General features: G+C 50.6%; 20 protein-coding genes. 19 read left to right on the top strand and 1 reads right to left on the bottom strand.

Annotation, left to right across the window (positions count from 1 at the left end; all coding sequences use genetic code 11):
• Positions 1-15 precede the first annotated feature (15 nt).
• The 9 genes from hybA to ACESOH_RS09585 all read left to right on the top strand — a co-directional run bounded on the left by hybA (position 16) and on the right by ACESOH_RS09585 (position 9,832).
• The gene (gene hybA / locus ACESOH_RS09625; protein WP_373100944.1) at positions 16-1,059 is read left to right on the top strand and encodes a hydrogenase 2 operon protein HybA; all 1,044 of its coding nucleotides are present in this window, start codon (positions 16-18) and stop codon (positions 1,057-1,059) included.
• Entirely contained in the window at positions 1,052-2,281 is a 1,230-nt protein-coding gene (hybB, locus tag ACESOH_RS09620; protein ID WP_032094044.1) for a Ni/Fe-hydrogenase cytochrome b subunit, read from the top strand. The genes hybA and hybB overlap by 8 nt, the downstream gene beginning before the upstream one ends.
• The gene (gene hybC, locus ACESOH_RS09615; protein ID WP_373100943.1) at positions 2,278-3,987 is read left to right on the top strand and encodes a hydrogenase 2 large subunit; all 1,710 of its coding nucleotides are present in this window, start codon (positions 2,278-2,280) and stop codon (positions 3,985-3,987) included. Before hybB ends, hybC begins: the two co-directional genes overlap by 4 nt.
• Complete coding sequence (locus ACESOH_RS09610; RefSeq protein WP_373100942.1) at positions 3,987-4,481, top strand: HyaD/HybD family hydrogenase maturation endopeptidase; 495 nt, start codon at positions 3,987-3,989, stop codon at positions 4,479-4,481. The genes hybC and ACESOH_RS09610 overlap by 1 nt, the downstream gene beginning before the upstream one ends.
• Entirely contained in the window at positions 4,478-4,978 is a 501-nt protein-coding gene (gene hybE / locus ACESOH_RS09605) for a hydrogenase-2 assembly chaperone (RefSeq protein ID WP_373100941.1), read from the top strand. Before ACESOH_RS09610 ends, hybE begins: the two co-directional genes overlap by 4 nt.
• A 257-nt stretch (positions 4,979-5,235) precedes the next feature.
• On the top strand, positions 5,236-5,466 hold the full coding sequence (acpP, locus tag ACESOH_RS09600; protein WP_005544465.1) for an acyl carrier protein: 231 nt from the start codon (positions 5,236-5,238) through the stop codon (positions 5,464-5,466).
• A 207-nt stretch (positions 5,467-5,673) separates the two neighbouring features.
• The gene (locus ACESOH_RS09595) at positions 5,674-7,008 is read left to right on the top strand and encodes an anaerobic C4-dicarboxylate transporter (protein ID WP_373100940.1); all 1,335 of its coding nucleotides are present in this window, start codon (positions 5,674-5,676) and stop codon (positions 7,006-7,008) included.
• A 228-nt stretch (positions 7,009-7,236) separates the two neighbouring features.
• Positions 7,237-8,409: an MFS transporter gene (locus tag ACESOH_RS09590; protein WP_373100939.1), complete on the top strand. Its 1,173-nt coding sequence runs from the start codon at positions 7,237-7,239 to the stop codon at positions 8,407-8,409.
• Positions 8,402-9,832, top strand: a complete 1,431-nt coding sequence (locus ACESOH_RS09585) for a lyase family protein (protein WP_373100938.1) — start codon at positions 8,402-8,404, stop codon at positions 9,830-9,832. The genes ACESOH_RS09590 and ACESOH_RS09585 overlap by 8 nt, the downstream gene beginning before the upstream one ends.
• Positions 9,833-9,910: 78 nt before the next feature.
• On the opposite strand, the gene rho is transcribed toward ACESOH_RS09585, so the two are convergent.
• The gene (gene rho / locus ACESOH_RS09580; RefSeq protein ID WP_032094039.1) at positions 9,911-11,173 is read right to left on the bottom strand and encodes a transcription termination factor Rho; all 1,263 of its coding nucleotides are present in this window, start codon (positions 11,171-11,173) and stop codon (positions 9,911-9,913) included.
• Between the two features lie 235 nt (positions 11,174-11,408).
• On the opposite strand from rho, the gene rhlB reads away from it, so the two are divergent.
• From rhlB to lipA, 10 genes are all read left to right on the top strand, one after another.
• A complete protein-coding gene (gene rhlB / locus ACESOH_RS09575) occupies positions 11,409-12,662 on the top strand; it encodes an ATP-dependent RNA helicase RhlB (RefSeq protein ID WP_032094038.1) in 1,254 nt (417 codons plus the stop codon).
• A gap of 115 nt (positions 12,663-12,777) precedes the next feature.
• Positions 12,778-13,086: a ribosome silencing factor gene (gene rsfS / locus ACESOH_RS09570; protein WP_032094022.1), complete on the top strand. Its 309-nt coding sequence runs from the start codon at positions 12,778-12,780 to the stop codon at positions 13,084-13,086.
• Positions 13,087-13,113: 27 nt separating this feature from the next.
• A complete protein-coding gene (gene rlmH / locus ACESOH_RS09565) occupies positions 13,114-13,581 on the top strand; it encodes a 23S rRNA (pseudouridine(1915)-N(3))-methyltransferase RlmH (RefSeq protein ID WP_032094021.1) in 468 nt (155 codons plus the stop codon).
• Between the two features lie 3 nt (positions 13,582-13,584).
• Positions 13,585-15,534, top strand: a complete 1,950-nt coding sequence (mrdA, locus tag ACESOH_RS09560) for a penicillin-binding protein 2 (protein ID WP_373100937.1) — start codon at positions 13,585-13,587, stop codon at positions 15,532-15,534.
• Positions 15,534-16,649 carry a rod shape-determining protein RodA gene (gene rodA, locus ACESOH_RS09555; RefSeq protein WP_373100936.1) on the top strand — a complete coding sequence of 372 codons (1,116 nt, stop codon included), beginning with the start codon at positions 15,534-15,536 and terminating at the stop codon, positions 16,647-16,649. Before mrdA ends, rodA begins: the two co-directional genes overlap by 1 nt.
• Positions 16,650-16,699: 50 nt before the next feature.
• On the top strand, positions 16,700-17,557 hold the full coding sequence (locus ACESOH_RS09550) for a septal ring lytic transglycosylase RlpA family protein (RefSeq protein WP_373100935.1): 858 nt from the start codon (positions 16,700-16,702) through the stop codon (positions 17,555-17,557).
• A gap of 29 nt (positions 17,558-17,586) precedes the next feature.
• Positions 17,587-18,783, top strand: a complete 1,197-nt coding sequence (locus ACESOH_RS09545) for a serine hydrolase (RefSeq protein ID WP_373100934.1) — start codon at positions 17,587-17,589, stop codon at positions 18,781-18,783.
• Positions 18,784-18,867: 84 nt separating this feature from the next.
• Positions 18,868-19,164: a DUF493 family protein YbeD gene (gene ybeD, locus ACESOH_RS09540; protein WP_032094016.1), complete on the top strand. Its 297-nt coding sequence runs from the start codon at positions 18,868-18,870 to the stop codon at positions 19,162-19,164.
• Between the two features lie 5 nt (positions 19,165-19,169).
• A complete protein-coding gene (lipB, locus tag ACESOH_RS09535; RefSeq protein WP_373101024.1) occupies positions 19,170-19,826 on the top strand; it encodes a lipoyl(octanoyl) transferase LipB in 657 nt (218 codons plus the stop codon).
• An 18-nt stretch (positions 19,827-19,844) separates the two neighbouring features.
• Complete coding sequence (gene lipA / locus ACESOH_RS09530) at positions 19,845-20,807, top strand: lipoyl synthase (RefSeq protein ID WP_032094014.1); 963 nt, start codon at positions 19,845-19,847, stop codon at positions 20,805-20,807.
• The last annotated feature ends 343 nt before the right edge of the window (positions 20,808-21,150 follow it).

Raw genomic sequence — 21,150 nt, 5'->3', positions numbered from 1 at the left:
TACAGGATAACAACAATGGATAGACGTCAATTTATCAAAGCCGGCTTGCTGGGCGGCGCCGTTTCTGCGTTGCCGGCGGCGGATACCCGGGCGGAAGCGGATACGCGCAAAGCCGCACCGGATGCGGTCGGTATGCTGTACGATTCCACGCTCTGTGTCGGTTGTCAGGCCTGTGTGGCGGAATGTCAGCAGGTGAACGGCACCGCGCTGAATCCGGCGGGCGAGCAAACCTGGTCGAACAACGACAAATTATCGCCTTTCACCCGCAACATTATTCAGGTCTGGTCCGACGGCGAGGGTCGCCATAAAGATCAAGCGGAAAACGGCTATGCTTATATCAAAAAACAGTGTATGCACTGTGTTGATCCCAACTGCGTGACGGTTTGTCCGGTGCAGGCGCTGACCAAAAATCCGCACACCGGCATTGTGGGCTATGATCCGGATATTTGTACCGGCTGCCGTTATTGTATGATTGCCTGCCCGTTCGATGTGCCGAAATACGATTATGACAATCCGCTCGGCGAAATCAGTAAATGCGAACTATGCAACCAAAAAGGCGTTTCCCGCATTGATCACGGCGAACTGCCGGGCTGCTGCCATGTTTGCCCGACCGGCGCGGTGATTTTCGGCCGGCGCGAGGATTTGCTGAAAGAAGCCAAACACCGCCTCGGTTTATTGCGCGGCACCGATTACGATTATCCGCGTCAGCGGGTGGACAGCGCCGATCGCTATCGTGCGACGGTACCGCGTTATTATCAGCATATTTACGGCGAGCAGGAAGCCGGCGGCACGCAGGTGCTGGTGTTAAGCGGCGTGCCGCAGGAAAATCTCGGCTTGCCGCAGCTCGACGAACATTCCACCGGTACCCGCGCTGCGCATTTGCAGCATTTCCTCTATCGCGGTATGGCGTTGCCGCTGGTGGCGCTGGCAGGGCTGACTGCCATGACATTCCGCAATATGCACCGTGATAAAATCGAAGCCAAACTGCGCGAGATGAAAATCGCCCGTCGGCAAATGCAGGAGGAACTGGATAAAGAGGAGGAAAAACATCATGGGTAAAATACGTCCGGTGGGCGGCAGATTGATTTCGACGCCTATTTTGTTTTTTGCTCCGCTGGCGGTGATTTGTCTGCTGCTGATTGTGAAACGTTTGTTTTTCGGGATCGGTTCGGTCACCGCGTTAAACGGCGGCTATCCGTGGGGCTTGTGGATTGCCTTCGACCTGCTGGTGGGTACCGGTTTTGCCTGCGGCGGCTGGGCGTTGGCGTGGACGGTGTATGTGTTCAACAAAGGTAAATATCACCCGCTGGTGCGCCCGGCGCTGCTTGCCAGCCTGTTCGGTTATTCCCTCGGCGGACTGTCCATTACCATTGATATGGGGCGTTACTGGCATTTGCCGTATTTCTTTCTGCCCGGTCAGTTCAATACCAATTCCGTGCTGTTTGAAACCGCAGTATGTATGACGATTTATATTTTTGTGGTTACGCTGGAATTTGCGCCGGTCTGGCTGGGGTATTTCGGTTTTAAAAAGTTATTTGAAAAACTGAATAAGATTATGTTTTTCGTGATTGCCCTCGGCGCATTGCTGCCGATGATGCACCAGTCGTCCATGGGATCGCTGATGATTGTGGCCGGACAGAAAATTCATCCGGTGTGGCAAAGCTATGAAATGCTGCCGATTTTCTCGTTGTTTACCGCATTTATTATGGGCTTTTCCATTGTGATTTTCGAAGGCTCGCTGGTTAAAGCGGGGCTGGCGGGCAAAACGCCGGACGAACGGCAGCTGTTCACACAACTGATTAAAGTCACCGCCGGTTTAATCGCATTGTTCCTGCTTTGTCGTTTCGGCGAGCTGATTTATAACCATAAACTGCATTATGTGTTCGGCTGGGATAAATTAAATAAATTTGAAGCCTGGATGTTCTGGCTGGAAGTCTGGCTGTTGGTTTTGCCGCTGCTGACCCTGTTCCTCGGCGAAAAACGTTCCGACGGACGCTGGCTGTTCGTTTCGGCGTTAAGTATGCTGCTCGGCGCCGCCTTATGGCGGATGAATTATTCATTGATTATGTATGATCCGGGCAACGGCTACCGTTATTTCCCGTCCGCCGAGGAATTGCTGATTTCAATCGGTTTCGTATCCATTGAGGTTTGCGCCTATATTTTAATTATCCGTTTATTCCCGGTGTTACCGGTGCTGAAAGAAGCGTCCAGCGAAGAATCGCAGCATATTATTGCCGAGAAAGCCGCCCGCAGTGAAAAATTTAGTGGAGAAAAAGCATGACAGAAACAAAACGCATCACCATCGACCCGATTACGCGCATTGAAGGACATTTGCGTATCGATTGTGAGATCGAAGACGGCAAGGTGACTAAGGCCTGGTCATCGGGAACGATGTGGCGCGGCATGGAAAATATTGTTAAGGGCAGTGACCCGCGTGATGCCTGGATGATCATGCAGCGCATTTGCGGCGTTTGTACCACCGTACACGCGATTATCAGCGTGCGGGCGGTGGAAGATGCGGTGGGCGCCAAAGTGCCGGTTAATGCGCAATATATCCGCAATATGATTCTGGCCGCACACAGTATGCATGATCATATCGTGCATTTTTATCAGCTGTCCGCGATGGACTGGGTGGATATCACCGCGGCGTTAAAGGCGGATCCGGACAAGGCCGCCACCATGCTGAAGGATGTTTCCAGCTGGCCGCTCAACAGCGCCAACGAATTCCGCAATGTGCAGAAAAAAATTCAGGCGCTGGTGGACAGCGGGCAGCTGGGGATTTTCGCCAACGGCTATTTCGGTCATGCCGCGATGCAGCTGCCGCCGGAAGTGAATTTAATCGCCGTGGCGCATTATTTGCAGGCGCTGGAATGTCAGCGCGATGCCAACCGCGTGGTGGCGCTGCTGGGCGGTAAATCGCCGCACATTCAGAATTTGGCGATCGGCGGGGTGGCTAATCCGATTAATCTTGACTCACAGGCGGTGCTGAATCTGGAACGGCTGATGTTTGTGAAAACCTGCATTGATAAACTGAACGATTTCGTCAATCAGGTTTATAAGGTCGATACCGCAGTGATCGCGGCGTTTTATCCGCAATGGCTGAAGCTGGGCGGCACGTCGCGCAATTATTTATCCGTTCCCGAGTATCCGGTTGATGAAGAAAATAAGGTTTTCGAGCTGTACGGCGGGTATATTGAAAACGGTGATTTGACCACTTTCCGCGCGATTAAGGATCACCGGGACGAATATGTGATTAACGGCATTAAAGAAAGCGGCAAGCACGCCTGGTATGAAGACGACGAGGCGCTGCCGCCGTGGGCGGGGCTGACCCGGCCGAACTATACCGGCTGGCAGGATGAGGGCAAATATTCCTGGGTGAAAGCGCCGACTTTCTATGACAACGTGGTGGAAGTGGGGCCGCTGGCTTATTTAATGTGCGGACTGGCATCAAAGGATGCGCGCACGGTAAAACATTTCGACCAAATTCAGCAAATTTATACCGCACTTAGCGGGCAGACTATCGCCGTTGAGGATTTGCATTCCACGCTGGGACGCATTATCGGCCGCACCACGCATTGCTGCGTGCTGAACGATATTCTGAGCCAGCAATGGCAGAAGCTGGTGGAAAATATCGGCAAAGGCGATACGGTGGCTTACCTGAAAGCGGATATTCCGCCGCAGGGCGAGTTTAAAGGCGTCGGTTTCGGTGAAGTGCCGCGCGGTATGTTGTCGCACTGGGTGGTGATTAAAGACGGCAAAATCGAAAATTATCAGGCGGTGGTGCCGTCCACCTGGAACTCCGGTCCGCGCAACCAACACGATGAAATGGGGCCTTACGAGCTCTCCATTATCGGCACGCCGGTGGCGGATCCGAGCAAACCGTTGGAAGTGGTGCGTACCATTCATTCCTTCGACCCGTGCATGTCCTGCGCCGTGCATGTGGTGAATCTGGCGAACGGCGAAGTGACACAGGTGAAAATTTTATAATGAAACCCTTGATTTTAGGCATCGGCAATATTCTGCTGAGCGACGAAGGTATCGGCGTTTACACGGTGCGGGAGCTGGAAAAAGATCCGCATTTTGCACCGCACTTTGATATTGTGGACGGCGGCACCTGCGGCATGGAATTGCTGGATGTGATGGCCAGCCGCGAACAGATTATTATTGTGGATGCGGTGCTGGCGGACAAAGCGCCCGGGGAGATTATCCAGCTGCATGACGAGCAGGTGCCGGTGTTTTTTTCACGCAAAATCTCGCCCCATCAGCTCGGTATCTGTGATGTGTTATCGGCGCTGAAACTGACGGATGAATTTCCGCGGCATCTTTGTTTAATCGGCGTGCAGCCGGAAAGTTTCGAACCGGCTATCGGTTTGAGCAAAACCCTGCGCGCGGTATTGCCGCAGGTCTGCCGCCGGGTTGTCGAACAGCTGCGGCGATACGGCGTTGACCGCTCATCAGGCAAGGGAAGCAATACACAATGAAAACCGGCGAAAAAGACACCGCACTTGATCTGTCCTGTATGGGATTTGCGCACAATCCGGCGGAATTATTCCGGCAGGCGATGGAAAAGATCGTACCGCACATGCATGATCTGCCGTTTTTCCGTGCCGATATTCCCTGTTTCTGTCCGCAATTCGTGTTGTTTGAAGGGCAGTGGCTGGGGGCGGTGGTGACGCCGTGGATGTTGAGCGTGGTGATCCTGCCGGGGCCGGATCAATATTGGGAAAACCGAATTATCGGCGATAAGCGTCTATTGCGCCTGCCGTACAAAGATCTGGTTTTTACCGTCGGCCATCTGGAGGATATTCCGCAATATCTGACCTGCTCGCTGCTGTCGCCGCTGGATAAATCCCTTACTCCGGCGCGGGCGGTCGGTCTGGCGGCGGATTGTTTGCAGATGATGCTGTCGCTGCCGGTAAAACAACAGGCGCCGGATTTGAGCAAACGGAATCTGTTTAAAGCGCTGGGTTCCGTATAGGTTATACCCTTACCCTGTTAGGGGAATTATGCGACAAAGTCATAGCCAAAGCGGAGTGTTAATGTTAAAATTCGCCCAGCGATGTAATCGGATTACGTTGCCTGTTGCGTTAGCAGAGTAACGTAACTCACTTTATGGTATGTATTTGAATTGTCTCCGTTTGTGGTTTGACCTTGCAAAAACAGGTTGCAACTTCACTAAAAATACATACACTATAAAACCATTATTTTATGGCTAACTATAATAGGAAAAGCAAGATGAGCATTGAAGAACGCGTAAAAAAAATCATTGTTGAGCAATTAGGTGTGAAAGAGGAAGATGTAAAACCTGAAGCTTCTTTTGTAGAAGATTTAGGCGCAGACTCTTTGGATACCGTTGAATTGGTCATGGCTTTGGAAGAAGAATTCGATATCGAAATTCCTGACGAAGAAGCTGAAAAAATCACCACCGTTCAATCAGCAATTGATTACGTTCAGAACAACCAGTAATCAGCATTAAGGCGGTGAAATCACCGCTTTAATTTTGCCCGTTTCCCGCCCGAAAACCACCGCACTTTTTTATTTCCGGTTAAAAATTGATTTAAATTAGTTTTTCGCCAGAAAAATCCGGATTTCCTGCTGAATCAATTGTGCTAATTTCTGAATCAAGTATCATAGCCCGCGTTTTTATTTTTTACTCTGCTTTAGGAATTATTTATGCTTTATTTAGAATTTTTATTTCTGTTGCTGATGCTTTATATCGGAAGCCGCTTCGGCGGTATCGGTCTGGGCGTGGTGTCCGGCATCGGTCTGGTTATCGAAGTGTTTGTGCTGCGCATGCCGGTGGGCAAAGCGCCGATTGACGTAATGCTGATTATTCTGGCGGTGGTGACTTGCGCATCGGTGCTTGAAGCCGCAGGCGGTCTGAAATTTATGTTGCAGATCGCAGAAAGAATACTGCGTAGCAACCCGAAACGGGTTACGCTGCTGGGCCCGCTGGTCACTTATGTGATGACCTTTATGCTGGGCACCGGGCATTCCGTCTATTCCATTATGCCGATTATCGGTGATGTGGCGCTGAAAAATAAAATCCGCCCCGAACGCCCGATGGCGGCCGCTTCCGTCGCCTCGCAGCTGGCGATCACCTCCAGCCCGCTGGCTGCCGCGATCGCCTTTTATCTGACACAGATTTCAAAAATTCCGGGTTATGAACATATTTCGTTATTAAATATTATTTCCGTTACGATTCCCGCCACCTTCCTCGGCACGCTTGCATTGTCGTTATACAGCTTGCGCCGCGGCAAAGAACTGGACGATGATCCGGAATATCAGCGCCGGTTGCAGGATCCGGTCTGGCGCGAACGTATTTTAAATACCACCACGACCGCCTTAAATGACGAATTGCCGCGTTCGGCCAAAATTTCGGTGTATCTGTTTTTGCTTTCTTTGCTGACGGTGGTGGTTGTTGCGATGTTCCCGGAAATCCGTACTATCGGCGATGGGGCTAAACCGATTTCCATGTCGTTGGTGATTCAGATGATGATGCTGTGTTTCGGCGGGATCATTTTATTAGCCACCAAAACCAACCCGCAACTTGTTCCGAACGGCGTGGTATTTAAATCCGGTATGGTGGCGGCAATCGCCATCTTCGGTATTGCCTGGATGAGCGATACCTATTTCCAATATGCAATGCCGGAATTTAAAGCGGCGGTCACCACCATGGTGGAAAGTTACCCGTGGACATTCGCCTTCGCCCTGTTTGCCGTTTCGGTGGTGATTAACAGTCAGGCGGCAACCGCGGTGATGATGCTGCCGGTGGGGATCAGCCTCGGCTTACCGGCGCCATTGCTGGTCGGTTTGATTCCGGCGACTTACGCATATTTCTTTATTCCGAATTACCCGTCGGATATCGCCACCGTCAACTTTGACGTAACAGGCACCACCAAAATCGGTAAATACTATTTTAACCACAGCTTTATGGTACCCGGTCTTATCGGCGTGACCACCGCCTGTCTGGTCGGTTACGCCGTCGCACAAGTGGTTATCCGTTAAGATTTTCTTGCCTGCCTTAAAAGCGACGAAAGTGCGGTGATTTTTACCGCACTTTTTGTTTATCTGTTAGACCGATCACATATTTTTCCTCGATACTCTGATAAAATTGTTAAAAAAATGTTTCTTTTTTGCATAAAACATACCGGTTAAGGTTGCGCGGGATGTTTTGATGGGGGCGGCAGCGCAACACCGTCGCCTTATCTTATAACAATAAATCAGAGTGAATGTATGCCGAGACCCTATCAATGTTATCTCACCATTTTTCTGCTGGGCGCCTGTGCGCTGGTGTGTTTATATTCCACCCAGCCGATTTTATTGCAGATTGCCGCATGGGGCGGTGTGGAAGTGGAAAGTGCCGCGCTGACCATTAGCGCAACGACGCTGGGGGTGGCGTTGTTCGCCCCGTTTTCCGGCTCCATGGCTGTGCGCTTGGGACGGCGCAAAACGATTTTTATCGCTGTCGGCGCCTTATGTCTGACTACCTTGTTGGCCGTGTCGGCCTGGAATTTTCCGTCGTTGATTTTCTTTCGTTTTATACAAGGGATCTGTATTCCTTTTATTTTTTCCAATACGGTCTCTTATATTGCCGAACAATGGGATAAACGCGAGGCGGTGAAATTTAACAGCCTTTATATTGCCGGCACCGCATTCGGCGGCTTTTGCGGACGCTTATTATCCGGTATTACGGTGGAACTTTTCCCGCAATGGAAACTGACCTTTGTGACGCTGGCGTTATTTTTGTTTTTTACGTTCCTGCTGACGATAAACTATTTACCGCCGGAAAAACGCGCAGCTCAAGCGCCGACGCGTTCGGTGTTTGCCGATTTAGGCGGCATGATGACGGATAAAAAAATGCTGATCAGCTGTTTTATCGCTTTTTCCCTGCTGTTTCAGCAGGTCGGTTCTTTTACCTTCGGCAGTTTATATCTTGCTGGCGCGCCCTTTTATTTAAATTCCATACAAGTGGGGTTAATTTTCGTGGTGTTTTTAATTCCGTCTTTGCTCACGCCGCTGACGGCGGTGGCCATTAATCGGTTCGGGTATGTTTACGCCTTTTCGTTGTCTTGTCTGTTGGGCATCGGCGGGCTGTATCTGACCTTATCCGATCAGCTTTATCAGGTTATTACCGGCCTGACCTTATCCTGCGTATCGGTCTTTTTCGGTCAGGCGTGCGGCACCTCGTTTATTGCGAAAAACAGCCCCTATGCGCGGGCAACCTCGGTCGGGCTGTATTTATTCTCATATTATTTGGGCGGTTGTCTGGGCGGAATTATGCCGGGCAAAGTCTATTATCTTTTCGGCTGGGCGGAGTGTGTGTATTTACTGATGATTATGATCTTACTCAGTTGCGGTTTGGCGTTTATTGGTTGGCGAAAACAGAAGGAGAAAAGTTATGTTTAAACATGATGCGTTTTATTGGATAAACCGGATGGATAAAGCCTCGACAGTGGCGGCGCTGAAACAAGGCATCATTGATAAAAAGACGGCAAAAACCATCGCCGTTGCGGTCGGCGAACTGACGGACAGCGAAGTGCGGCCGAAAGATTATACGGATATTCAGCCGATGTTATTAAAGTTAGCCGGCCATAGCGGCGCCATGATTCACGTCGGCAGAACCCATCAGGGCATGTTGGCGACCTTGCACCGCTTGTTTATTCGCGAACGTTTTGTGTATTTGTATTTTGTCTCGCTGAAAACAAGAAAACTGTTGCTTAACCTTGCCGCAGAAAATATTCATACCGTGGTGCCTTCCTATATCAACGGCGTACCGGCACAGCCGGTTACATTGGGGCATCTTCTGCTCGGCTATGAGGCTACGCTCGCCCGTTCGGCAAAACGGCTGAGAGAGTTTTTTCCGCGTTTAAATAAATCGCCCTTGGGTTCCGCATTACTGGCCACTGCCGGCTTTTCTGTGGATCGAGTATTATTGGCGGAATTATTAGGATTCCACGGCATTGTGGAAAATACCTTTGATGCCAAGCAGTTATCGGTGATCGACATCGGGGCGGAAGCCGCCAATCTCGCCGTATTGCTGGCTTTATCCGTCGGTACGCTGGTGCAGGATTTGCATATACAGTTTCATCATGTTCGCCCTTGGCTGCAATTAAGTGAAGCGTTATTAAAAAGCCCGGAAGCGTTGATCGCGCAAAAAAGCAATCCGGCGGCGCTGAACCGTACGCGTTTGCTGGCCAGCGAAGTGATCGGCGATGCGGTTAAAGCGATGGTGGCGGCGCATAATGTGAATTCGGGGTTGATTGATTATAAACGGGAAGATGCCGCTGACACGCTGGAGAGAGCGTGCAAAATGCTAAACGAACTAAATGCGGTTCTGGCGGGGATTCGCGTGGATAAAGCGGCCGGCCTGGAAGAAGTGAATTTAAGCTATGCCGCCGTCAGCGAGTTGGTCGGTGCCTTACAGCGTAAACCGAATGTGCCTTTCGAGACGGTGCAGGCGTTTTCCGTCCGATTGGTTAACCATGTCCGCCATAATACTTTGATTCCGGCGGAGCTGCCGTTTGCCGAGGTCGCCGCGCTTTTTGCCGCCGTAGCGCAGGAAATGAGCGGGAAAAAGGCGGAATTTCCGCTGAGTCAGGATGAATTTTCCCGTTGTCTTGATCCGGCGCTGACGGTAAAAAGTTATACCGGCGTCGGCAGTGCCAATCCGGTCGAAGTCGAACGCTTACTTGAGCGTGCGCGGCAAGGCGTGGCGGAGGACGACGGCTGGCATTTAAATTTACAGCGTAATCTGGAAGAATCGGCCGCCAGACTGGACGAGCTGTTCTCTGAGGTGATCACCGGAGAGGAAAGTAAATTCTGGTTTTAGCGGAAAGCCGTATGGTTTATTCGACGGTTAAAAAAATGCCCTGATGAATCATCAGGGCATTGTCGTTTTTGGGATGAATTATGACCGTTTCATAATCTCGAAAAACGCTTCGTTGGTTTTTGCCACCGCCAGTTTATCGATCAGGAATTCCATCGCTTCCACTTCACCCATCGGATTAAGAATCTTACGCAGAATCCACATTTTCTGTAATTCGTCAGGGGTGGTGAGCAAGTCTTCCTTACGGGTGCCGGAGCGGTTGAAATCAATCGCCGGGAACACGCGTTTTTCCGCGATTTTACGCGACAGATGCAATTCCATATTACCGGTACCTTTAAATTCTTCAAAAATCACTTCGTCCATTTTCGAACCGGTATCCACCAGTGCGGTGGCGATAATGGTCAGGCTGCCGCCTTCTTCCACGTTACGCGCCGCACCGAAGAAACGTTTCGGACGGTGCAGGGCGTTGGCATCCACCCCGCCGGACAGAATTTTACCCGACGCCGGCGTGACCGTATTATAAGCGCGCGCCAGACGGGTAATGCTGTCAAGCAGAATCACCACATCTTTTTTGTGTTCCACCGAGCGTTTGGCTTTTTCGATCACCATTTCCGCCACCTGCACATGGCGTGCCGCCGGTTCGTCGAAGGTGGAGGCAATCACTTCGCCTTTCACTGAACGCTGCATTTCCGTCACCTCTTCCGGACGTTCGTCGATCAACAGCACGATCAGCTCGCATTCCGGATAATTATGCGTAATGCTCTGCGCAATATTTTGCAGCAGCATGGTTTTACCCGCTTTCGGTGGCGCGACAATCAAACCGCGCTGACCTTTCCCGATAGGCGAGGCCAGATCCAGAATACGGGCGGTTAAATCTTCCGTGGAACCGTTGCCGCGTTCCATTCTTAAACGCGAATTGGCATGAAGCGGAGTTAAGTTTTCGAAAAGGATTTTGCTGCGGGAGACTTCGGGTTTGTCGTCATTGACCTGATCGACTTTGAGGAGGGCGAAATACCGTTCACCTTCTTTCGGCGGTCGAATCTTACCCTCGATTTTATCCCCCGTCTGTAGGTTAAAACGGCGAATTTGACTCGGCGACACATAAATATCGTCCGGCCCGGCCAAATAGGAACTGTCCGCCGAACGCAGAAAACCGAAACCGTCGGGCAGGATTTCCAGCACACCGCCGCCGAAAATATCTTCACCGCTTTTGGCGTGTTGTTTTAAGATTGCGAAGACAATATCTTGTTTGCGTAAACGGGCCAGATTTTCCAGACCCATTTTCTCTTCGCCCAGCGCCACTAAATCGGACACCGGCGTATTTTTAAGTTCTGTTAAATGCATAATTGAAAATAATGTTTGTCAGAGTTGGATTGTGAGTTAGTTGGATATGATTTTAAGATCCTGTGAATGGGCGTAAAGTTATCACTAAATCCGCGGACTGTCTAGGGGCTTTTGCAAATAAACTGCCGACAGTTGGTTATCCGCAAGAAAAACGGGAAAAAGTGCGGTTGTTTTTTGGGGATTTTTTTACTTCGTGCTATGCTTAGCGCAATTTTTCACTGAATAGTTAATTGTTATGCAAAATAATCATTTAAGTCAGCAGCGTTTTGCCGATTTAGCGTTAAATCCGCGTGTCGCCGCGGCGCTGCAAAAAAAAGGATTTGAATTCTGTACCCCGATTCAGGCGTTATCGTTACCGGTTTCCCTGAGCGGACGCGATGTCGCCGGACAGGCGCAAACCGGCACCGGCAAAACCATGGCGTTTTTAACCGCAACCTTTCATCATTTGCTTGAACATCCTTGCCCCGAGCATGATGCCTCTTATCTGAAAGCGTTGATTCTGGCGCCGACCCGCGAACTGGCGGTGCAGATCAGCAACGATGCCGAACTGCTGGTGCAGGCCACCGGGCTGAAAACCGGTCTGGCCTACGGCGGCGACGGTTACGATAAACAAATCAAAGCCATCGAACAGGGCATTGATATTCTGATCGGCACCACCGGTCGGGTGATCGATTACGTCAAACAGGGCATTATCCGTTTGGATCAGGTTCAGGTGGTGGTGCTGGACGAAGCGGATCGCATGTTCGACCTCGGTTTTATCAAGGATATCCGCTATTTACTGCGCAAATGCCCGCCGCCGGCGCAGCGCCTGACCATGCTGTTTTCCGCCACGTTATCCTATAAAGTGCGCGAACTGGCGTTTGAGGATATGAATTCGCCGGAATATATTGAAATCGAACCGCTGCAAAAAACCGGACACCGGATTAAAGAAGAATTATTTTACCCGTCCAACCGGGATAAAATGGCGCTGTTGATGACGCTGTTGGAAGAAGAATGGCCGGAACGCTGCATTGTGTTTGCCAACACCAAACACCGTTGTGAGGACATTTGGGGCTATCTGGCGGCGGACGGACACCGCGTCGGTCTGCTGACCGGCGATGTGGCGCAGAAAAAACGTCTGGCGCTGTTAAAACAGTTTACCGACGGCGTGCTGGATATTCTGGTGGCGACGGATGTGGCGGCGCGCGGCCTGCATATTCCGGATGTCACCCATGTTTTCAATTATGATTTGCCCGATGATTGCGAGGATTATGTGCACCGTATCGGCCGCACCGGCCGCGCGGGAGAAAGCGGCGTTTCCATCAGCTTTGCCTGCGAAGAATACGCCATGAACCTGCCCGCCATCGAAGCCTATATCGGCCACAGCATCCCGGTCAGCCAGTACGATCCCGCCTCCCTGCTGACCGACCTGCCGAAACCTTACCGCCTCAAACGCCCCGGCAGCGCGCAAAAACGACACAGCCCGCGTACGGTAAAAAAACGGTATTAATTTTGACCGCACTTTTTAACAGTGCGGTGATTTTTATCCCGGTTTCTCTCTGACCGATCTCATGCTAAAATTGCACACTTTTAGTTAAATCAGCGAAACGATATTGGCAGGATTTATGAATTTAGTGGATTTTCTGATTAATAAACTGGATGATTTAAAAGCGACGGAAATTCTGGCGATCGATGTGCGCGGTAAATCTTCCGTTACGGACGATATGATTATTTGCACCGGTACGTCAAGCCGTCATGTTTCTGCTTTGGCGCAGAAATTAATTGATGACAGCAAGCGGGCGGGGTTTGAGACTTTCGGTGAGGAAGGCAAGGCGACGGCTGACTGGGTGGTGGTGGATTTCGGGCAGGCGATGGTGCATATTATGCAGCGTGAAAGCCGCGAGATGTATCAGTTGGAAAAACTTTGGGCGTAAAAACGCCGGCAAAACAGACCGCACTTTATGAAGATTCAGCTTATCGCCGTCGGCACGAAAATGCCCGATTGGGTGAAAACCGGGTTTGAGGAATATCAACGCCGTTTCCCGAAAGATATGCCACTGGAGCTGGTGGAAATTGCCGCCGGTAAACGGGGCAAAAACGCAGACATCAAACGCATTCTGGAACAGGAAGGCAAGGCGATGCTGACGGCGTGCGGCAAGGGTAAAGTGGTGACGCTGGATATTCCCGGCAAACCCTGGACTACCGAGCAATTAGCCCGCCAGCTGGAAGGATGGAAAAACGACGGGCGTGATATTTGTCTGCTGATCGGCGGGCCGGAAGGACTATCGCCGGCATGTAAAGCGGCGGCGGAACAAAGCTGGTCGCTGTCGCCGCTGACCTTGCCGCATCCGCTGGTGCGGGTGGTGGTGGCGGAAAGTCTGTATCGTGCCTGGTCACTGAGCGCCAATCATCCTTATCATCGAGAGTAATCCATGAAGCTGAAAAAATGGCTTGCCCAACCTGCCCATGAGCCGATTCGGGACAAAAAAGCGGAGCGTAACCTGTTCGCCCGCCGTGCGTTGGTGTCTTTTCTGGCGGTGATCGGGTTGTCGGCAATTTTATTTACCAATTTATATCACCTGCAGGTGGTCAACTACGATACCTATCAAACTCGTTCCAACGGTAACCGGATCAAATTGCTGCCGCTGCCGCCGACGCGCGGTCTGATTTATGATCGCAACGGCAAATTGCTGGCCGAGAACCTGACCTTTTTCGGGTTGTATATCGTGCCGGAAAAAGTGGAAAATTTAGACCGCACTTTTGAAGAGCTGCAAAGCATTGTCGGGCTGACGCAGGAGGATATCGCCAATTTCAGCAAAGAGCGGCGCCGCACATCCCGCTATACTTCCATTTTATTGAAAGCCGATTTGACCGAGGAGCAGATCGCCCGTTTTGCGGTGAATCAATATAAGTTTCCGAGTCTGGAGATCAAACCTTATTTTAAACGGCATTATTTATACGGCGAACCGCTGACCCATATTCTGGGTTATGTGGCGAAAATCAACGATAAAGACGTAGAACGGCTGAAAAAAGAGGACAAAATTGCCAATTATGCCGGTTCGAGCGATATCGGTAAACTGGGCATTGAGCGTTATTACGAAGATCAGCTGCACGGTACGGTCGGCTTTGAAGAGGTGGAAATCAACAATCGCGGCAAGGTAATCCGCAAATTGCGTGAACAGCCGGCGGTGGCGGGCAAAAGTATTCATTTGACCATTGATCTGAATTTGCAGCGTTATATTCTGGATCTGTTGGGCGGCCATAAAGGCGCGGTGGTGGTGCTGGATCCGAAAGACAGCAGCATTCTGGCCATGGTGTCGACGCCGAGTTACGATAATAACCTGTTTGTCGGCGGGATTTCCGGCGGCGATTATAAACGCCTGTTGGATGATCCGGGCCGGCCGCTGTACAGCCGGGTGACGCAGGGCGCGTATCCGCCGGCCTCTACGGTAAAACCGTTTATTGCGGTGGCCGGCTTGCAGGAAAACGTTATTACGCCGGGTACGACGGTGTTTGACCCCGGTTATTGGGTGCTGCCGAATACGACCAAGCGTTTCCGTGACTGGAAACGCAGCGGCCATGGTTATACGGATTTGAATAAAGCGATTACCGAGTCTTCCGACACTTATTTTTATCAGCTGGCCTATAATATGGGGATCGACCGGCTGTCGGCATGGATGAAACGTTTCGGCTTCGGGATGCCGACGGGGATCGATATTCGGGAAGAGACCGCGGCGATAATGCCGAGCCGCGAATGGAAGCAGAAGCGCTATAAAAAACCTTGGGTGCAGGGCGATACCATTTCCGTCGGTATCGGGCAGGGATACTGGACGGCAACGCCGTTGCAGCTTGCCAAAGCGCTGTCGATTCTGATCAATAACGGTAAAGTGAATACGCCGCATTTGATGAAATCGGTGGAAGGTTCCACCACCGAAGTCTATCAGGATCCGTTGCTGTATGACGATATTACCGAGCCGAAAGCGCTTTATTGGGATCTGGCGAAACGCGGAATGTATAATGTGGTGAATGCCGCCAACGGTACGGCGCGCAAAGCCTTTGCCGGTACCAATTATCATGTGGCGGGCAAATCGGGCACGGCGCAGGTGTTTAGTTTAAAAGAAAACCAGACCTATAATGCCGGCTCTTTGGTCAAAGAGCTGCATGACCATGCGTGGTTTATCGGTTATGCGCCTTATGAAGAGCCGAAAATCGTGGTGGCGGTGATTCTGGAAAACGCAGGCGGCGGCGGTAGCAATGCCGGGCCTGTGGTCAGACGTATTATGGATTATTATTTGAATATTCGTTGGCCTCAGCTGCACGGCGAAGGCAGTCAGTCCGATTTGCCGGAATCATTGCCGCACAACGATCAGGTGGTGGAATAATGGGCGAAAAAAATATCTGGCTTGCGGTGTGGCGTCGTCTGCATATTGATTTATGGCTGTTTATCGGTCTGGTGGTGATTTCCGGTTACGGGTTGTTGGTGCTGTACAGCGCTTCCGGGGCGAATGAGGCGATGTTTCGCAGCCGCATCATTCAAGTGGGGCTGGGGTTTACCGTGATGCTGGTGATGGCGCAGTTTTCGCCGAAGTTTTATCAGCGACTGGCGCCTTATTTATTCGGTGTCGGTATCGTACTGCTGATTCTGGTGGATTTGGTCGGCACCACCAGTAAAGGCGCGCAGCGCTGGCTGGATTTGGGGCTGTTTCGTTTTCAGCCGTCGGAAATCGTGAAACTGGCGGTGCCGTTAATGGTGGCGGTGTATTTGGGCAAACGTTCGCTACCGCCGAAGCTCGGCGATACCTTTATCGCGCTGCTGTTGATTATCGTGCCGACCTTGCTGGTGGCGATTCAGCCGGATCTGGGCACCTCTATTTTAGTCAGTGCCTCGGGCGTGTTTGTGGTGTTTCTGGCGGGGATGAGTTGGTGGCTGATTTTAATTGCGGTTATTGCGTTAGCCGGTTTTATTCCTATAATGTGGTTTTATTTAATGCACGATTATCAGCGCACCCGTGTGCTGACTCTGCTGGATCCGGAAAAGGACCCGCTCGGTGCCGGTTATCATATTCTACAGTCGAAAATCGCCATCGGTTCGGGCGGCATATGGGGCAAGGGCTGGATGCAGGGAACGCAGTCGCAGCTGGAATTTTTGCCGGAACCGCATACGGATTTTATTTTCGCGGTATTAAGTGAGGAACACGGCATGATAGGCTTTACGGTATTAATGGCGATTTACCTGTTTATCGTGGCCAGGGGGCTGATGATCGGCGTCAATGCGCAAACCGCCTTCGGGCGGATTCTGGTCGGGGCGCTGACCTTGATCTTTTTTGTGTATGTGTTTGTAAATATCGGTATGGTGAGCGGTATTTTGCCGGTGGTCGGCGTACCGCTGCCGTTGGTCAGTTATGGCGGCACGTCTTTTGTGACATTGATGGCCGGATTCGGTCTTATCATGTCGATACATACCCACAAAGAGCATTTTTTCAAGGGAACTAAATAAGATTTTATGAATCTTAAACACAGTACTTTGTAAAAATTGAGCAATTTAAGATGAAATTAACGAACATAGTGAAATTCACGCTGGCGTTGCTGGCAGCCGTAAGCGCGTTATCGGCTCATGCCGAAACCAAAAAGCTATACGGCGTACAGGGGCCTAAGCTGACTTATCGTCAGCCGACTACGCAGGCGGGGTCTTATGTGGTGAAAGGGGTAACTTATACCACCAGAACTCATCACAGCGCCAAACATTATTCTCATGAAGGGGTGGCCAGTTATTACCATAAGAAATTTACCGGGCGCCGCACCTCCAGCGGCGAAGCGTACAGTCCGCTGCTTTATACCGCGGCGCATAAAACGTTGCCGATAAATTCTTATGCGCTGGTGACGAACTTGCGTACCAACCGGAAAGTGATTGTGCGCATTAATGATCGTGGGCCGTTCACCAAAGGGCGAATTATCGATCTTTCCAGTGCAGCGGCGAAAGAAATCGGCATTATCGGGCGCGGAACCAGTCCGGTGCGGGTAGAGGCGCTGCATGTCAGCTCGGAGGGTAAAATTTCCGGCGCGGCGGCGACATCGTTGGCTAAAATTGCCAAAACGCCGGAGGCGGTGCGGCGTCTCGATCCGACGGTAACGGCGCAGGCGAGCGCCAAAAGTGCGGTGAAAAATCCGCCCGATTCGGAAAGTTATAAGCTCCGCATGCTGAATGTTAACAGCAAACGGCAGGCGGAAAAAGTCATCGAAGGGTTGGCGCTGGAAAATGTGAAAACGGAAATTGCGCGCAACGGCAAAGGATACGATATTCACTTCGGGCCGTTAACTACGAAAAACCAGGTGAATCAATTGAAAGCGCAGTTACAGAAACTTAACGGTGCGAAGCAATTGATCGTGTACAGTTATAACAGATAAACCACGAACTAATTTTAGGATGTAGAGGTATGCTCAAGAAAGTATTTAACAACACAAAATTAACCTTGATCGCCGGTATGCTTGCGGTATCGGCCGCATCGGCAATGGCCGAGCCGGAAGATATTCAATTCGGTATTAGCGCGCCGGAACTTAATGCTCAGACGTATATTCTGATGGATTATCATTCCGGTACGGTTTTGGCCGCATTGAATCCGGATCAGCGTCAATATCCCGCATCCTTAACGAAAATGATGACCAGCTATGTGGTGGGGGACGCCATCAAGCAGGGGAAAATCCATAATACGGATGTGATCACCATCGGTGAAAGTGCCTGGGGCAAGAATTTTCCGGGATCGTCGAAAATGTTCCTGAACCTGAATCAGCAGGTGTCGGTGGCGGATTTAAACCGCGGTATTATTATCGTTTCCGGCAATGATGCCTGTGTGGCGATGGCGGAACATGTTTCAGGTTCGGAGCGGAATTTTATTGAGACGATGAATCAATTTGTCAGCCGGTTCGGGCTGAAAAATACCCATTTCACCACGGTACACGGTTTAGATGATGAAAATCAGTTTTCTTCCGCCCGCGATATGGCGATTATCGGTTCGCACCTGATCCGCGATTTGCCGGAAGAATATAAAATTTACGCTGAAAAAGATTTTACCTTCAACAATATCAAACAGCCTAACCGCAACGGTCTGCTGTGGGATAAAAGTATGAATGTGGACGGCATGAAAACCGGTCATACGGACAAAGCCGGTTATAATCTGGTGGCTTCCGCCACAGGCAACGGCAGTATGCGCCTGATTTCTGTCGTTATGGGCGTGCCGACGTACAAAGGGCGTGAAGTGGAAAGCAAAAAATTATTGCAGTGGGGCTTTGCGAACTTTGAAACCTTTAAAACGCTGGAAGCGGGCAAAGGCGTTTCCGAACAGAGCGTGTATTACGGCGATGCGGGCAAAGTGCAGTTAGGCGTGTTGCAGGATCAGTTTATTACCTTACCGAAAGGCCGTCAGGCGGATGTGAAAGCCCGTTATGAGCTGGAAAAGAAATATCTGGAAGCGCCGCTGGCGAAAGGGCAGGTTGTCGGTCAGGTGATTTATCAGTTAGACGGTAAAGATGTGGCGAAAGTGAATCTGCAAGTGATGGAAGAGGTGAAAGAAGGCGGCTTTTTCGGCAAGATCTGGGATTGGCTGGTGCTGACGGTAAAGAGTTTTTTCAACTAAACTTGAATTAAGCGAAAAGTAACCGCACTTTAGTACAGTTAAGGACGCCGATGTGGCGTCCGAATTTATTTATTAGGAGATAAGATGACAGAAAAAGTCGTGAAACTGGAAGACATCCCGCAAAAGCAATTAAAAGATCTGCTCGAGTTTCCCTGTGCGTTTACCTTCAAAGTGGTGGGCAAAAACCGCGTTGATTTAGCCGACGATACGCTGGCGGTGATCCAGAAATATGCGCCGGGCGATTATACTCCGCGTGAACATCTTAGCTCGAAAGGCACTTATAATTCGGTTTCCGTGGATATTATCGCGGAAAATATCGAGCAGGTGGAAACGCTGTATATTGAACTGGCCAAAATCGACGGCGTAAGAATGGTGCTGTAATGGCGATGTTATCCGATTCAGAAATCCTTATCCGGCAGCTCGGCGTGCGCGATTATCAGGAAATCTGGCATGCCATGCAGGATTTTACCGATCAACGCGATGCCGACAGCGCCGATGAAATCTGGCTGGTGCAGCATCCTCCCGTATTTACGCAAGGTTCGGCGGGCAAGCCGGAACATTTGCTGCAGCGCAGCGCAATTCCCGTGGTGCAGTCTGATCGCGGCGGGCAGATTACCTATCACGGGCCGGGTCAGCAGGTGATGTATGTGTTAATCGACATTAAACGGCGTAAAGCGCAGGGGCATGAGCTCAATGTGCGCCAACTGGTGACCGCGCTGGAACAGTCGGTGGTGAAAACGCTGGCCGATTACGGCGTGCAGGCCTATCCGAAAGCCGATGCGCCAGGCGTGTATGTGAACGGCAAAAAAATCTGCTCGCTGGGATTGCGGATTCGCAAAGGCTGCTCGTTTCATGGGCTGGCGTTAAATATCAATATGGATCTTTCACCGTTTCGGAATATCAATCCTTGCGGTTATGCCGGGCTTGAAATGTGCCAGCTGGCGGATTTTGTGTCGGCGGACGAAGCGCAGTGCGATAAAGTCGCACCGAAATTAGTTACATACTTTACCCAATTATTGGCGTATAATGTAACAAATTTTTAACAAGCATAGGATCTATCGATGGCGACTCCCTTTAAAATGGAACGCGGCGTGAAATATCGCGACGCGGCAAAAACCTCCATTATCCCGGTGAAAAATATCGATCCCAATCAGGTATTATTGAAAAAGCCCGAATGGATGAAGATCAAATTACCGGCTAATTCAGCGCGGATTAACAGCATTAAAAACGGCATGCGCCGGCACGGTTTGCACTCTGTGTGCGAGGAAGCCTCCTGCCCGAATCTGCACGAATGTTTTAATCACGGCACCGCAACTTTTATGATTCTGGGCGCGATCTGCACCCGTCGTTGCCCGTTCTGCGATGTGGCGCACGGTAAACCGCTGCCGCCGGACGCGGAAGAACCGCGCAAACTGGCGGAAACCATTCAGGATATGAAATTGCGTTATGTGGTGATTACCTCGGTGGATCGCGATGATTTACCCGATCGCGGCGCCGGGCATTTTGCCGCCTGCGTTAAAGAAATCCGTGCGTTGAATCCGGGAATTAAGATTGAAATTCTGGTACCCGATTTTCGCGGACGCATTGCACAGGCGCTGGATAAACTGAAAGACAACCCGCCGGATGTGTTTAATCATAATCTGGAAAACGTGCCGCGTTTATACCGTGAAATCCGGCCGGGCGCGGATTATGAATGGTCGCTGAAATTGCTGCGCGAATTTAAAGCCATGTTCCCGCATATTCCGACCAAATCAGGATTAATGGTCGGGCTGGGCGAAAGCAACGAAGAAATTTTACAGGTTATGCGCGATCTGCGTACTAACGGCGTGACCATGCTGACGCTGGGGCAATATCTGCAGCCGAGCCGGCATCACTTACCGGTAGCGCGGTATGTACCGCCGGAAGAGTTCGACCTGTTTCGCCGTCAAGCGCAGGAAATGGGCTTTGAACATGCCGCCTGCGGGCCTTTCGTGCGTTCTTCCTACCATGCGGATTTACAGGCCAGCGGCGGCTTGGTGAAATAAGCGCCGTGATTTCGGGTAAAAGTGCGGTCGTTTTCGGCCGCATTTTTATTGCGTACAAAAATGTAGCATAAATTTTAATATACCCATAAATGGGTATTGTATTTGTTTTTTATGTAACTTTTACATTTTGCGATGTAACTTGCTGAAAAACGGCTGATTTTCTTCAATTTCCATACCCCTTTCTAATTATTTTCATGTAGCAAAAAAATTTAAAAGAGGCGCTTTCTGTCAGAATCTTGATCAAACGCAAGAAATCTGCAAATAACCATGAAAATAATGCCGTTATTTGCTATTTTTACCCTCGAACAACTCTCTTTTTATCAACCGGTTAATAGATTTTAAT

The sequence above is a fragment of the Necropsobacter rosorum genome, assembly GCF_964241405.1.
GTDB lineage: Bacteria > Pseudomonadota > Gammaproteobacteria > Enterobacterales > Pasteurellaceae > Necropsobacter > Necropsobacter rosorum.
Note: the sequence above shows the minus strand (reverse complement) of the source record. Positions and strands in the feature narration are given on the sequence as shown.